12 protein-coding genes are annotated in these 13,835 nt (G+C 70.9%); 11 read left to right on the forward strand and 1 reads right to left on the reverse strand.

Annotated features, from left to right (window positions below; genetic code table 11):
• The first annotated feature begins 39 nt into the window (after nucleotides 1-39).
• From FJ658_RS02620 to FJ658_RS02670, 11 genes are all read left to right on the forward strand, one after another.
• A complete protein-coding gene (locus FJ658_RS02620; protein WP_370454748.1) occupies nucleotides 40-1,002 on the forward strand; it encodes a phytoene/squalene synthase family protein in 963 nt (320 codons plus the stop codon).
• The gene (gene crtI, locus FJ658_RS02625; RefSeq protein ID WP_141143824.1) at nucleotides 999-2,582 is read left to right on the forward strand and encodes a phytoene desaturase family protein; all 1,584 of its coding nucleotides are present in this window, start codon (nucleotides 999-1,001) and stop codon (nucleotides 2,580-2,582) included. The genes FJ658_RS02620 and crtI overlap by 4 nt, the downstream gene beginning before the upstream one ends.
• The gene (locus FJ658_RS02630) at nucleotides 2,579-2,989 is read left to right on the forward strand and encodes a lycopene cyclase domain-containing protein (protein ID WP_141143825.1); all 411 of its coding nucleotides are present in this window, start codon (nucleotides 2,579-2,581) and stop codon (nucleotides 2,987-2,989) included. Before crtI ends, FJ658_RS02630 begins: the two co-directional genes overlap by 4 nt.
• Nucleotides 2,986-3,450 (forward strand): lycopene cyclase domain-containing protein, encoded by a 465-nt coding sequence (locus FJ658_RS02635; protein ID WP_141143826.1) that lies wholly within the window; start codon nucleotides 2,986-2,988, stop codon nucleotides 3,448-3,450. The genes FJ658_RS02630 and FJ658_RS02635 overlap by 4 nt, the downstream gene beginning before the upstream one ends.
• Nucleotides 3,447-4,382 carry a prenyltransferase gene (locus FJ658_RS02640; RefSeq protein ID WP_141143827.1) on the forward strand — a complete coding sequence of 312 codons (936 nt, stop codon included), beginning with the start codon at nucleotides 3,447-3,449 and terminating at the stop codon, nucleotides 4,380-4,382. Before FJ658_RS02635 ends, FJ658_RS02640 begins: the two co-directional genes overlap by 4 nt.
• 201 nt (nucleotides 4,383-4,583) lie before the next feature.
• Entirely contained in the window at nucleotides 4,584-5,789 is a 1,206-nt protein-coding gene (locus FJ658_RS02645) for a LacI family DNA-binding transcriptional regulator (protein ID WP_141143828.1), read from the forward strand.
• Between the two features lie 139 nt (nucleotides 5,790-5,928).
• The gene (locus FJ658_RS02650; protein WP_141143829.1) at nucleotides 5,929-7,692 is read left to right on the forward strand and encodes an ABC transporter substrate-binding protein; all 1,764 of its coding nucleotides are present in this window, start codon (nucleotides 5,929-5,931) and stop codon (nucleotides 7,690-7,692) included.
• A gap of 128 nt (nucleotides 7,693-7,820) precedes the next feature.
• On the forward strand, nucleotides 7,821-8,801 hold the full coding sequence (locus tag FJ658_RS02655) for an ABC transporter permease (RefSeq protein ID WP_141143992.1): 981 nt from the start codon (nucleotides 7,821-7,823) through the stop codon (nucleotides 8,799-8,801).
• Nucleotides 8,802-8,811: 10 nt separating this feature from the next.
• On the forward strand, nucleotides 8,812-9,729 hold the full coding sequence (locus FJ658_RS02660; RefSeq protein ID WP_141143830.1) for an ABC transporter permease: 918 nt from the start codon (nucleotides 8,812-8,814) through the stop codon (nucleotides 9,727-9,729).
• Entirely contained in the window at nucleotides 9,726-11,519 is a 1,794-nt protein-coding gene (locus FJ658_RS02665) for an ABC transporter ATP-binding protein (protein WP_141143831.1), read from the forward strand. Before FJ658_RS02660 ends, FJ658_RS02665 begins: the two co-directional genes overlap by 4 nt.
• A gap of 50 nt (nucleotides 11,520-11,569) precedes the next feature.
• Complete coding sequence (locus FJ658_RS02670) at nucleotides 11,570-12,175, forward strand: hypothetical protein (RefSeq protein WP_255447516.1); 606 nt, start codon at nucleotides 11,570-11,572, stop codon at nucleotides 12,173-12,175.
• 32 nt (nucleotides 12,176-12,207) lie between these two features.
• Here the strand turns inward: FJ658_RS02670 and FJ658_RS02675 are convergent, their stop codons facing one another.
• Nucleotides 12,208-13,689 carry an MFS transporter gene (locus FJ658_RS02675; protein ID WP_141143832.1) on the reverse strand — a complete coding sequence of 494 codons (1,482 nt, stop codon included), beginning with the start codon at nucleotides 13,687-13,689 and terminating at the stop codon, nucleotides 12,208-12,210.
• Nucleotides 13,690-13,835 lie beyond the last annotated feature (146 nt).

The following is a 13,835-nucleotide window of genomic DNA, read 5'->3' on the forward strand; positions in this document are numbered from 1 at the left end:
CTGTCGCGCCGAGACCCCGCGCACGGGAGGATGGACCCGATGAGCCGGCTCAGCCTCTACGACCGCGTCGCCGACGAGACGGCGAGCGTCGTGATCCGCCGCTACTCGACCTCGTTCGGGCTCGCGGCCCGTCTGCTCGCGCCCGGCGTGCGGCAGCACGTCGAGAACATCTACGCGCTCGTGCGCGTCGCCGACGAGATCGTGGATGGCGGGGCGGCCGAAGCGGGACTCGCCCCCGGAGCCGCCGGCCGGGTGCTCGACGAGCTCGAGGCCGAGACCGACCGGGCCGTCGCCGAGGGCTACAGCGCCAACCCGGTCGTGCACGCGTTCGCCCGCACGGCTCGGCACAGCGGTTTCGGCGCCGAGCTGACCGCCCCGTTCTTCGCGTCGATGCGCACCGACCTCGATCGCACGAGCTACGACGAGTCGGGCTTCGACGTCTACGTCTACGGCTCGGCCGAGGTCGTCGGGCTCATGTGCCTGCGGGCGTTCCTGCGCGACGAGCCGCTCGCCGAGGCGACCCGCGATGCGCGCTACGCCGACCTGACGCCGGGCGCCCGAGCGCTCGGCTCGGCGTTCCAGAAGGTCAACTTCCTGCGCGACCTGGCGGCCGACTTCCGCGACCTGGGGCGCTCGTACTTCCCCGGTGTGAGCGTGGATTCGTTCACCGAGGCCGACAAGCTGCGGCTCGTCGACGACATCGACGCCGAACTGTCCGTCGCGGCGGCGGCGATCCCCGGCATCCCGAGCGGCTCGCGGCGTGCCGTCACGCTCGCGCACGGACTCTTCGCCGAGCTGTCGACGCGCATCCGGGCGACCCCCGCGTCGGTGCTGATCGACACGCGCGTGCGGGTGCCGAATCCGGTGAAGGCGAAGCTGGCGGCGCTGGCCGTGGCGGGGCGGCTGCCGGGCCCGGATGCGGGCGGAGCGCGCCCGGATACCGCACCCACTCCCCCGCTCCCGGGCGGCCCCGATATCGACGACCCGAAGGCCTCCGCATGAGCCGCATCGTCGTGATCGGCGGCGGCATCGCCGGGCTCGCCGGCGCCGCGCTGCTCGCGCGCGACGGCCACGAGGTCGAGCTGGTCGAGGCGCGCTCCGAGGTCGGCGGCCGCGTCGGCACGTGGTCGCACGACGGCTTCCGCTTCGACACCGGACCTTCGTGGTACCTGATGCCCGAGGTGTTCGACCACTTCTTCCGCCTGCTCGGCACCTCGGCGGCCGAGCAGCTGCGGCTCGTGCAGCTCGACCCCGGCTACCGCGTCTACGCCGAGGGCAACCCGGTGCCGCTCGACATCGCCGCCGACACCGAGGAGACGCTCGCGCGCGCCGAGCGCATCGAGCCGGGTTCGGCGAAGAAACTGCGTCGCTACCTCGCGCGGGCCGGTGAGACCTACGACATGGCGCTGCGCCGCTTCCTCTACACGACCTTCCAGAGCCTGCCGCGCGTGTTCTCGGGCGAGGTGCTGCGCCGCACGCCGCGCCTGATGCGCCTGCTGCTCGAGCCGCTCGGCTCGCTCGCCCGGCGCACGGTGAAAGACCTGCGCCTGCGCCAGGTGCTCGGCTACCCCGCCGTGTTCCTCGGCTCGGCGCCCGACCTCGCGCCGAGCATGTACTCGCTCATGAGCCACCTCGACCTCGTCGACGGCGTGCGCTATCCGATGGGCGGATTCCGCGGCATCATCGACCGGATCGAGGCACTGGCTCGGGATGAGGGGGTCGCGATCCGCGTGGATGCACCGGTCGCGCGCATCCTGACCGCTGACGGCGCCGCGGTCGGCGTCGAGCTCGCCGACGGCACGCGCCTCGACGCCGACGTCGTCGTGAGCGCCGCCGACCTGCACCACACCGAGACGCGTCTGCTGGCGGAGACCGAGCGCTCGTACCCGGAGTCGTGGTGGGAGCAGAAGGTCGCCGGGCCCTCGGCGCTGCTGATGCTGCTCGGCGTGACGGGCGAGCTGCCGCAGCTCGAGCACCACACCCTGCTGTTCGCGCAGGCGTGGGAGGAGAACTTCGCCGCGATCTTCGGTCCGTCGTCGAAGGTGCCCGACGTGCCGTCGCTCTACGTCTGCAAGCCGAGCGGCATCGACCCGACCGTCGCGCCGGCCGGCCACGAGAACCTGTTCGTGCTGGTGCCGCTGCCGGCCGACCCCGCGCTCGGCGCCGGCGGCGTCGATGGGCAGGGGGATGCGCGCATCGAGGCGCTCGCCGATCGGGTGCTCGAGCAGATCGCGTCGTGGGCGGGCATTCCCGACCTCGCCTCGCGCGTCGTCGTGCGCCGCACGATCGGACCGGCCGACTTCGTCGCCGACCTCAACTCCTGGCGCGGCACGGCGCTCGGGCCGGCGCACACGCTCAAGCAGAGCGCCTTCTTCCGGGCGGGCAACGCGAGCCGCACGGTGAAGAACCTGCTCTATGCGGGCGGGTCGACCATCCCGGGGATCGGGCTGCCGATGTGCCTGATCAGCGCCGAGCTGCTCGTGAAGCGCCTGCGCGGCGACACGTCGACCACCCCCCTGCCCGAGCCCCTCGCGCCCGCGGTCGCTCCGGTGGCGGATGATCAGGCCGAGGCCGCCTCGTGAGCGTGCTCTACCTCGTCGCGCTCGCGGTCTCGCTGACCGGCATGGTCGTGCTCGATCGGCGGTTCCGGCTGTTCTTCTGGCGAGATGCGCGCCGGGCCGCGATCGTGCTGGTCGCCGGCGTCGTGCTCTTCCTGGTCTGGGACCTGTTCGGCATCGGCCTCGGCATCTTCTTCCGCGGCGAGACCTCGTTCATGACGGGGCTGCAGCTCGCGCCCGAGCTGCCGGTCGAGGAGGTCTTCTTCCTCACGCTGCTCTGCTACCTGACGATGAACGTCTACGGGGCCGCATCCCGCCTCGGAAGCTTCCGGCGGCGCCCGCGCGACACGGCGCCGTCGACGCTCGGCGGTTCCCATTCCGACACCGGCATGGATGCGCGAACCGGTATCGAGGGAGGCGCCGAGCGATGACGTATTGGGCCCTCAACGCGGTGTTCCTCGGCGCGATCGCCGTGGTCGCGGTCGCCGGCCTGCTCACGCGCCGCGCCCCGCGCTGGCGCGCCGTCGCGCTGACCCTCATCGTGCTGCTCGTGATGACCGCGATCTTCGACAACGTGATGATCGGCGTCGGGCTGGTCGGCTACGACCCGTCGCGCATCAGCGGCGCGTTCATCGGCATCGCTCCGCTCGAGGACTTCGCCTACGCGATCGCCGCGGTCGTCCTCCTGCCGGTGCTCTGGCACCTGCTGCCGACGAGCCGCACCCGCCGCGCATCCCGCCCGGCATCGCCGACCGAACATCCCACGAGGGGTCGCAAAGGCCCCGAAACGCCCGGGAAATCGGGCATCGACGGGGCCTTTGCGACCCCTCAGCAGGACTCCCCCCGCGACTACGCGCGGCAGCGCGACGCGCGTGAGGAGGGCGACGCGTGATCCGCGCCCTGCTCCTGTCGTCGCGCCCGCTGAGCTGGGTCAACACGGCGTTCCCGTTCGCGGCCGCGTACATCCTGTCGATCACCGGCGGAGCCGACCGCGGCGCCGACACGGCGAGCGGCTGGGATGCGCGCACGATCGCCCTCGCGGTGATCGGCACCCTGTTCTTCCTCGTGCCCTACAACCTCACGATGTACGGCATCAACGACGTCTTCGACTACGAATCCGACCTGCGCAACCCGCGCAAGGGCGGCGTCGAGGGCGCGCTGCTCGACAAGCGGATGCATCGCGCGACCATCGCCGCGAGCACCGCGCTGCCGGGACCGTTCGTCGTCGCGCTGCTCGTGATCGGCGGCCTCGACGCCTGGCCGAGCTGGATCGTGCTGGTCATCAGCCTGTTCGCGGTCGTGGCGTATTCCGCACCAGGCATGCGCTTCAAGGAGCGCCCGCTGCTGGACTCGATCACGTCGAGCACGCACTTCGTGAGCCCCGCGGTCTACGGGTTCGCGCTCGCCGGCGCGCAGTTCGACGGACGCCTGGTCGCGCTCCTCGCCGCCTTCTTCCTGTGGGGGATGGCGTCGCACGCCTTCGGGGCCGTGCAGGACATCGAGGCGGATCGCGAGGGCGGCATCGGCTCGGTCGCGACGGTGATCGGCGCCAAGGCGACGGTGCGCGCATCCCTCGTCGCCTATCTGTTCGGCGGCGCGCTGCTGCTGGCGACCGACTGGCCGGGTCCGTTGGCCGCGCTGCTCGTGCTCCCCTACGCGGCCAACGTCGCGCCCTGGTGGAACGTGGCCGACGCCGACGCGGCGGGAGCGAACCGGGGCTGGCGGCGCTTCCTCTGGCTCAACTTCGTGACGGGATTCCTCGTGACGATGCTGCTGATCTGGTACGCCGTGATCCGCACGCCGATCGCCCCCTGCTCCTGCTGAGCGCGCGAGCCGCGCCCCTGTGAAACGCAATTCAGCACGGATGCCCCGAGCCGACCGCCGTGGGCCATCTGCGAGGTCTCGTGCTGAGTTGCGAACGGCAGACTCGGCGACCGGACGGCGTACAGTCCCGTCACGACGATGCCGTGCCGTCACGATGAGCTGCGGCATGACCAGCGCACCGCGACGACGAAGGGAGCAGCGATGCCGAACGGCGAGCTGAACCCGACCGTCTACGACGTCGCCGCGCGCTCGGGCGTCTCGATCGCGACCGTCTCGCGCGTGCTGCGGCGGCCCGATGAGGTGCGCCCCGAGACCGCCGCCAAGGTGATGGATGCGGTGCGCGACCTCGGCTACGTGCCCAGCGCATCCGCCCGCGGCCTGGCCGGCAAGCGCACCCAGGTCATCGGCCTGCTGCTGCCCGGCCACCAGGAGGGCGCGCCGGTCGCCGACCCGGGGCCGGCCACTCCCCCGCGCATCCGCGACGACCGGGCCAGTGCCGAGCAGGCGGCCGAGGAGGCCGGCACCGGCGGGCCCGTGAATCTCTACTACGACGAGGTCATCCGCGGCGCCGAGGGCGAGGCGTCGGAGCAGGGCTTCGCGCTGCTGATCGCCGCCGGCACGGCCTCGCAGCGCGAGCGGCTGGTCGGCGAGATCGCCGGCCGCGTCGACGGACTCGTCGTGCTCGCCGCGACGCTCGGTGACGAGCTGCTCGCGCGCACCGCGAGCCGCGTTCCGGTCGTGCTGGTCGCCGACTCGAGCGACGAGCACGATCTCGACCACGTGGTCGTCGACAACGAGGAGGGCATGCGCGCCCTCGTGGCCGAGGTGCTGCGGGATGGGGCCGTGCGGCAGCTCGCCTACCTGGCCGGCCCCGAGGACTCCCCCGATGAGCGCGACCGCCACCGCGGCTTCGCCCGCGCGGTCGAGGATGCGCGCGCCGACGCCGAGACCGGCGCCAGGGCCCGCGCCGACACCGGGGCGACGACCCACGCGACGCGCACCGGCACCGCATCGCTCCCCACCCTCGAGACCCGCATCCTGCGCGGCGACTTCTCGGTCGCGGGCGGCCGGCGCGTCGCCGAGCAGCTGCTCGCGGGCGCCGACGCGGGCGAGCGAATCCCCGACGCGATCGTGTGCTCGAATGACCAGAGCGCCCTCGGCGTGCTGCAGTCGCTGACGGCGGCGGGCGTGGATGTTCCGGGTCGCGTGCGGGTGAGCGGCTTCGACGGCGTCGAGGCGGGCCGGTTCTCGACCCCGCGGCTCACGACCGTGCGCCAGCCGATGGCCGACCTCGGCCGCATCGCGGTGCGCACGCTGCTGCGGCGACTGGCCGATCCCGACGCCCCGCGGCAGCGCGTCATGCTGCCGGTCGAGGTGCTGCTGCGCGAGAGCGCGCCGCCGCGCTGAACCTGGATGCGACCTGGCAGTCCGGCTTGACACCGCGATGTAAGCGCATACATTGGGGGAGTCGCGTGGCGGGAGCCAGGCGCGAACCCGATGGCGGGATCAGCTCCACGAGCCCGCCCCAGCGAAGAGGCGGAGAGCGATGAGGCGATCAGCGAGAGGTCGGCAGGATCCTGCTGCGACGCACGAGCGGGGGAGCACCGCATCCACGGCCCGCCGCCGCACCCGCCGCCTGCGCACCGCGCTCGTCGCCGGCATCGCGACCGTCGGCCTCGTGCTCGCCGGCTGCTCGGTGCAGGTGCGCTCGCAGCCCGACCCCACGATCGGCGCCGACACGATGCTGATCAACGCCGACCACGGCAACCCGCAGTTCGATCGCAACTTCAACCCCTACCTGGCCAGCACGCGCACGGCATCGAAGTGGATGTACGAGCCGCTGATCCTCACGAACCCCCTCGACGGCGAGCAGACCCCCTGGCTCGCGAGTGCCGTCGACCAGCCCGACCCGAAGACGACCGACTTCACGATCCGGCAGGACGTGACGTGGAGCGACGGCGAGCCGTTCACGGTCGACGACGTGAAGTTCACCTTCGACCTGGCGAAGAAGTTCCCGCCACTCGACATCAAGGGCATCTGGCAGCACATCGACTCGCTCGAGGTCGAGAAGGGCACGGGCAGCGGCGCGGACGCCGCAGACCACCTGATCGTGCACCTCAAGACCGACGACGTGCCGGCCGTGGGCATCCTCGGCGGCGTCTACATCGTCAGCGAGCACCAGTGGTCGAAGGTCAAGGACCCGACCACCTGGCGCAACCCGAACCCGATCGGCACCGGCCCGTTCACGCTCGGCAACTACTCGCCGCTGCAGTACTCGATGGACAAGTACGACGGCTACTGGCAGGCCGACAAGATCGACATCGAGCACCTGATCCTGCCCGCGACGAACAGCCAGCTCGACACCGTCGCGCGCGGCTACGACTGGGCCTACAGCTACATCTCGGATGTCAGCGGCACCTGGGGTGCGGCCAGCAAGGACAACCAGTGGTGGTTCCCCGCCGCGGGTGTCATCGGCCTCACGCCGAACCTGACGAAGGCGCCGTTCGATGACGTGGACTTCCGTCGCGGCATCTCGCTCGCGCTCGACCGCGACAAGATCGCCGACAGCGCGACCGAGGGCAACCTGACGGCCGCCGGGCAGACCGGGCTGATCCTGCCGAACCAGGAGAAGTGGCTGAACCCCGACATCCCGAACAAGGGCCTCGTCGATCAGGACGTGGATGCGGCCCTCGCCAGCTTCGCCAAGGCCGGCTACACCCAGAAAGACGGCAAGCTCATCGACCAGTCGGGCAAGCAGGTGAGCTTCTCGATCCTCACCGCGAACGGCTACAGCGACTGGCTGCGCGCCGTGCAGGAGGTGCAGCGCAACCTCACCGCGATCGGCATCGACGTCAAGATCACGGCGCCGCAGCCCGCCGGCTACCAGGCCGCGATCGACAACGGCAAGTTCGACATGGCGATGGGCGGCATGGGCAACGGCGACGTCTACCAGGCCTACAACTCGCTGCTCTCGAGCGACTTCTACCAGCCGGTCGGCAAGAGCGCGCAGAACAACCGCGAGCGCTTCAAGGACCCGGCCGTCGACGAGCTGCTCACCCAGCTCAAGTCGACGATCGACGAAGAGGACCAGAAGCCGATCGTCGACGAGCTGCAGCAGGTCGTCTACGACCAGCTGCCCGTGATCGGCATGTACTACGGCGGCAGCTGGGGTCTGTTCAGCGACGCGAAGTTCGTCGGCTGGCCCACCGCGAAGGACCCGTACATGATCCCGCAGAACTACGACTCGGCTCCGCTCGGCATCTTCGTGCGGCTCAAGCAGGTCGGCCACGCGAAGGGAGACGACCAGTGAGCACCGCGACGGATTCCCCGCGCACCGGCGCCGCGCACCTCGGCGGCGGCACCGGCGGCACGGGCGGCACGGGCGGCACCACCGCATCCGGAAGCAGGGCCCGGCGCGCCGGAGCTCCCGGCGGCGCCCTGAAGTACGTGCTGCAGAAGCTCGGCCTGTTCGTGCTCACCCTGTGGGCCGCGGTCACGCTGAACTTCATCCTGCCGCGCCTCATGCCCGGCACCCCGGCCGACGCCGCGATCGCGAAGCTCGCGCAGAACGGACCCGTCACCGAGGCGACCCGCAAGGCGATCGAGGCGCAGCTCGGCATCCCGAAGGGCAACATCTTCGAGCAGTACGTGAGCTACCTGCACCAGGTGATCACGCTCGATTTCGGCACGAGCTACACGTTCTACCCGCAGACCGTCTCGCAGCTGGTCAGCACCGCCCTGCCGTACACGGTCATCCTGGTCGGGGTCGTCACGATCCTCGCCTTCGTGATCGGCACCCTGATCGGCGTCGCGGCCGCCTGGAAGCGCGGCACCTGGCTGGATGCGCTGCCCACCCTCGGCGGCAGCTTCATGTCGACCTTCCCCTACTTCTGGACCGCGCTGCTGCTGCTGTTCTTCACCGGCTACGTGCTGCACTGGTTCCCGACGACCGGCGCCTACTCGGCGACGACGACGCCCTCGGTGTCGGGGGAGTTCGTGGTGGATGCGCTGTACCACTCGATCCTGCCGGCCATCACGATCCTCATCACCTCGCTCGGCGGCTGGGTCCTCGGCATGCGCAACGCGATGATCAACACGCTCGGCGACGACTACGTGACCTTCGCCGAGGCGAACGGACTGAAGAGCCGCACCGTCGCGATCCGCTACGCCGCGCGCAACGCGATCCTGCCCAACCTGACCGGCTTCGGTCTCGCCCTGGGTGGCGTGGTCGGCGGATCGGTGCTGGTCGAGCAGGTGTTCGGCTATCCCGGCATCGGCTACCTGCTGTTCAACGCGGTCATCGGACAGGACTACCCGCTCATGCAGGCGCTGTTCCTCATGATCACCGTCAGCGTGCTGGTCGCGAACTTCCTCGTCGACATCCTCTACGGCGTGCTCGATCCCCGGACCCGGAAGTGAGGGCGCGACGATGACGACGACCCAGATCCTCAAGCTCGACGACCCGGCGCAGCAGAAGCAGCCGGGCGCCCTGCGCACGATCGGCCGCATGATCCGCGTGATCTGGTCGAACAACAAGGCCAAGCTCGGGATGATCATCCTCGCGCTGTTCATCCTGGTGGCGATCTTCGCGCCCCTGCTCGCCCCCTACGGCGCGCAGACCAACACCTTCGAGCGCAACGCGGATGCGAGCCCGGCCCACTGGCTCGGCACGACCGCCGCGGGCGAGGACGTGCTGAGCCAGCTGATCTACGGCGCGCAGGTGAGCGTGCTCGTCGGCTTCGTGGCCGGCATCCTGGCGACGCTCGTCGCGGTCGCGGTGGGTCTCAGCTGGGGATACATCCGCGGCTTCGGGGCCGACGTGATCGGGTTCATCGTGAACCTGTTCCTGGTCATCCCGGCGCTGCCGCTCATGATCGTGATCGCGGCCTACCTGCAGAACGGCGGCTTCGGCGTGATCATCGCCGTGATCGTGGTCACCGGCTGGGCCTGGGGCGCGCGCGTGCTGCGCAGCCAGACGCAGTCGCTGCGCGGGCGCGACTTCGTCACGGCGGCCCGCTTCTCGGGCGACCGGGCGGGGCGCATCGTGTTCCGCGAGATCCTGCCGAACATGACCTCGCTCATCGTCGGGTCGTTCTTCGGCGCGGCGACGAGCGCGATCCTCGCCGAGGCGGGCCTGGAGTTCCTGGGCCTCGGCGACTCGAGCATCGTCAGCTGGGGAACGATCCTCTACTGGGCGCAGAACTCGAACTCGCTGCTCACCGGCCAGTGGGTGCTGCTGTTCGCCCCCGGTCTCTGCATCGCCCTGCTGGCCATGAGCCTCACCCTCATCAACTTCGGCGTGGATGCGGTCAGCAACCCCCGCCTGCGCGAAGGGACCAAGAAATGAGCGACACCACCCTGACGGCCGGCGCCGCTTCGGCCGGCGCGACCAGCCCCGCCGCATCCGGATCGGCTGCGGACGCTCCCGGCGCCGCCGCGACGCCGATCCTCGACGTGCGCGAGCTCTCGGTGATCTACGAATCGGCCGGGCAGACGCCCGTGCAGGCCGTCGACCACGTGTCGTTCCAGCTGAAGCGCGGCGAGTTCGTCGGGCTCGTGGGGGAGTCGGGATCGGGCAAGTCGACGCTCGGCTTCGCCCTCACCCGGCTGCAGAAGCCGCCGGCCCGCACGAACTCGGGCCAGATCCTGTTCGACGGGCACGACATCCGCGAGCTCGACGACGAGGAACTGCGGCGTCAGCGCCAGGGCGGCTTCGCGATGGTGCTGCAGTCGGGCATGAACGCGCTCAACCCGGTGCGACGCATCCGGGACCACTTCATCGACATCTACAAGGCGCACGGCCACGTGCCGCGCGACCGCTGGCAGGCGCGGTCCGAGGAGCTGATCGGCAAGGTCGAGCTGCCCGTGGCGATGCTCGACCGCTACCCGGGCGAGCTCTCGGGCGGCATGCGCCAGCGCGTGTCGATCGCGCTCGCGCTCTCGCTCGAGCCGCAGCTCATGGTGTTCGACGAGCCGACGACGGCCCTGGATGTGCTGGTGCAGCACGCGGTCATGGACACCATCCGCTCGCTGCAGCAATCGGAGGGCTTCACGGCCATCCTGATCAGCCACGACCTCGGCATCGTGCTCGAGTCGACCGAGCGGGTGCTCGTGATGCACGAGGGCCGCATCGTCGAAGACGGCACGTCGCGGCAGATCCTCGACGACCCGCAGGACGAGTACACGCGGATGCTGCTGTCGCACTACGCCGACCCGCGCGCCGAGGTCGTGTCGCTGCCCGGCTTCGAAGACCGCTCGGTGCGCCGCGCCGATGGTCGCTCGCGGGCCGACTCGGCCACCTCGGCCCCGTCGGTCGCGACCCGCGGAAAGCGCTCGGCGCAGGCCGCGATCGTCGTCGACGGCGTCTCGAAGACCTACGCCCCGCCGCGCCGCGGCGAGGACCCGGTGCGCGCGGTGCGCGACGTGTCGTTCACCCTCGAGCCGGGCCAGTCGCTCGCGCTCGTCGGCCAGTCGGGCTCGGGCAAGTCGACGCTGGCGAAGATGATCACCGGCGTCGAGGCGCCCAGCGAGGGCCGCATCACCTTCGGCGACCTCGACGTGGCGAAGCTGCGCGGCAAGCGCGTGCGCGAGCTGCACCGCGACGTGCAGATGGTCTTCCAGGACCCGTATGCGGCGCTCAATCCGCTGCACACGGTGGAGTACATCCTGACCCGGCCGATCGTGAACTTCACCGGCGCGACGAAGCAGCAGGCCCGGATGCGCGTGCGCGAGCTGCTCGAGACGGTGGGCCTCACGCCCGTGGAGCAGTTCGCGCAGAAGCTGCCGCACCAGCTCTCGGGCGGTCAGCGTCAGCGCGTCGTCATCGCCCGCGCCCTGGCGAGCGACCCGCAGGTGATCATCGCCGACGAGCCGGTCTCGATGCTCGACGTGTCGCTGCGCGCCGGCGTGCTCGCGCTGCTCGAGGACCTGCGCGAGCAGTGGGGCGTCTCGCTGCTCTACATCACGCACGACCTGCTGAGCGCGCGCCTGATCACCGACGACATCCTCGTGCTGCACGACGGCCAGGTCGTCGAGCGCGGCGACACGGCGCAGGTGCTGCAGCACCCGCAGGACGACTACACGGTCGCGCTGCTGGATGCGGTGCCCGACCCGCGTCGCGCCCGCGTGAGCGCCTGACACGCGGGCGGGCCGTGCGCCACGGTGGCCGACATCTGTAGCATCGGCCCGTGTCTCGCCGTCGACTTCCGCTCACGTTGACCGTTCTCGCCGCCGTCGCGATCTCGCTCGCCGGCTGCTCGCTGGGCTCCCCGACATCGGCAGGGGCCGGGGCGAGTGACTCTGCGAAGCCCGCGTCCGATGGTGCTGACGTTCAGGGCGGAGGCGCGGCCCGCGCGCTGCCGAAGGTCTCGAGCTGCGACGAGGTCGGCGCGGTCGTCGCGTCGTACATCGACGGCATCCCGCTCGACGAGGAGGAGTCGTACATCCAGTCGGATGAGATCTCGTGCACGTGGTCGCCGCCGGAGGGCTCGGTCACCGACCTGTCGCAGATCCAGACCTTCGGGGTCACCATCGCCGAAGGCGACGACGAGATCCCCGACCCCGCCGCGCTCGGCACCTACGGCGAGAAGGTCTACTTCACCGACCCGCGACTGGATGCCGTCGGCGGCATCGGCCTGTGGCTCACGACCGACACCTCGGCCGTCGGCGGAGGGACCGGCGAGGTGCTGGTGCCGGGGGTCGACATCACCCTGGTCGACGCGCGCTGGGATCAGAACGCCTACCTCGACAAGGATGCGCTCGTCACCCTCGCCCTGCAGCTGCTCGACCTCTGACCGGCGGGAGCGCACCGCCGACCCGCGGAGCGTCAGCGGGTGGCGCTCGCCGCGGCCGGCACCTTCACCAGGAACATGAGCACGAGGCCCGCGAGCAGCACGAGCACGATGCCCAGGATGCCCCAGGCCGTCGCGCCGAACAGGCCGATGAACAGCGCCCACAGCGCGGGGGAGAGGAAGCTCGCCGCGCGCCCGGTCGTGGCGTAGAGGCCGAAGATCTCGCCCTCGCGTCCAGCCGGCGTGACCCGCGCCAGGAACGAGCGGGATGCCGCCTGCGCCGGGCCGACGAACATGCAGAGGATCAGGCCGAAGATCCAGAACACGGTGGTGCCCGCATCCCGGGCCAGGAAGACGATCAGCCCGACCGCGACGAGGCCGATGAGCGCGCCCAGGATGACGGCCCGCGCGCCGAAGCGGTCGTCGAGGCGGCCGACGGCGATGGTCGAGACGCCCGCGATGAGGTTCGCGGCGATGCCGAACACGATCACCTGGGTGTCGCTGAAGCCGAAGACGCGCGCCGCGATGATCGCGCCGAAGGTGAAGACGCCCGCGAGGCCGTCGCGGTAGACGGCGCTCGCCAGCAGGAACCAGAACGTGGGCCGCGTCTCGCGCCAGATGCGCTGGATGTCGCGCACCAGCACGACGTAACTCGCGAAGAACGACACCCGATCGCGGCCCGGCGCGGGCGGCGCCTCGGGCACGTTGAGGAACAGCGGGATCGAGAACAGGATCGCCCAGACGCCGCAGCCGACCGCGATGAGGCGGATGTTGAGGCCCTCGCCGGTCGGGATGCCGAACCATCCGCTCTGCTGCATCACCACGACGATGCCGAGGGCGATGATGCCGCCGAGGTAGCCGAGACCCCAGCCGAGGCCGCTGATGCGTCCGATCGTCTTCGGCGTGGAGACCTGCACGAGCATCGCGTTGTAGTTGACGCCGGCGATCTCGCTGAACACGGACCCGATCGCGACGAGCGCGGCGCCGTACCAGAACCAGCTCGCCGAGGCGGTGGTGAAGAACATCGCGAACATGCACAGCACGAGCAGGCCGGTCGAGATGCCGAGCCACAGCTTGCGGCGGCCGGCCGCGTCGGAGCGCTGGCCGAGCACGGGCGCGAGCAGGGCGATCAGCAGGCCCGCGAGCGCGACGGCCCAGCCGAGGTTGGAGGTGAGGTCGGCCGTGGCCGCCTCGCGCACCGGGTCGTTCTCGTCGAGCGCGGCGACGTCGGCCGGCAGGAACAGGCTGCTCGTCAGGTACACCGTGAACACGAAGGTCGTGATGACCGAGTTGAACGGCTGCGTCGCCCAGTCCCACAGCGCCCAGGATGCGACCTGCTTGCGCGGGATCGTGCGCCCCTCCTGCAGCTCGACGCCGGTCACGCCGACCGCGCCGAGCGCGCTGGTGTTCGCGGCGATCGGGGGAGTGGCGGCGTGGGCGCTGCCCGTGGTCGCGCTCGCGGGCGCGCCCGCGTCGGACTGCGGCGAGGCGGGCGTCGGCGCCTGGGGATCGCTCATGGCCGCACCCTAGTCGGCGCCGGTGTCGCGCCGGGATCCCCGCTCCGGATTCCTGCGTCGCGCATCCACGCCTGGGGCGGCGGAATGCTGAGCCGCGACTGAGAGTTGAGCCAGTCGTACTCAAGTTTTGCGCCGCGAGGTTGACA

This window comes from Schumannella sp. 10F1B-5-1 (assembly GCF_006517535.1).
Taxonomy (GTDB): Bacteria; Actinomycetota; Actinomycetes; order Actinomycetales; family Microbacteriaceae; genus Schumannella.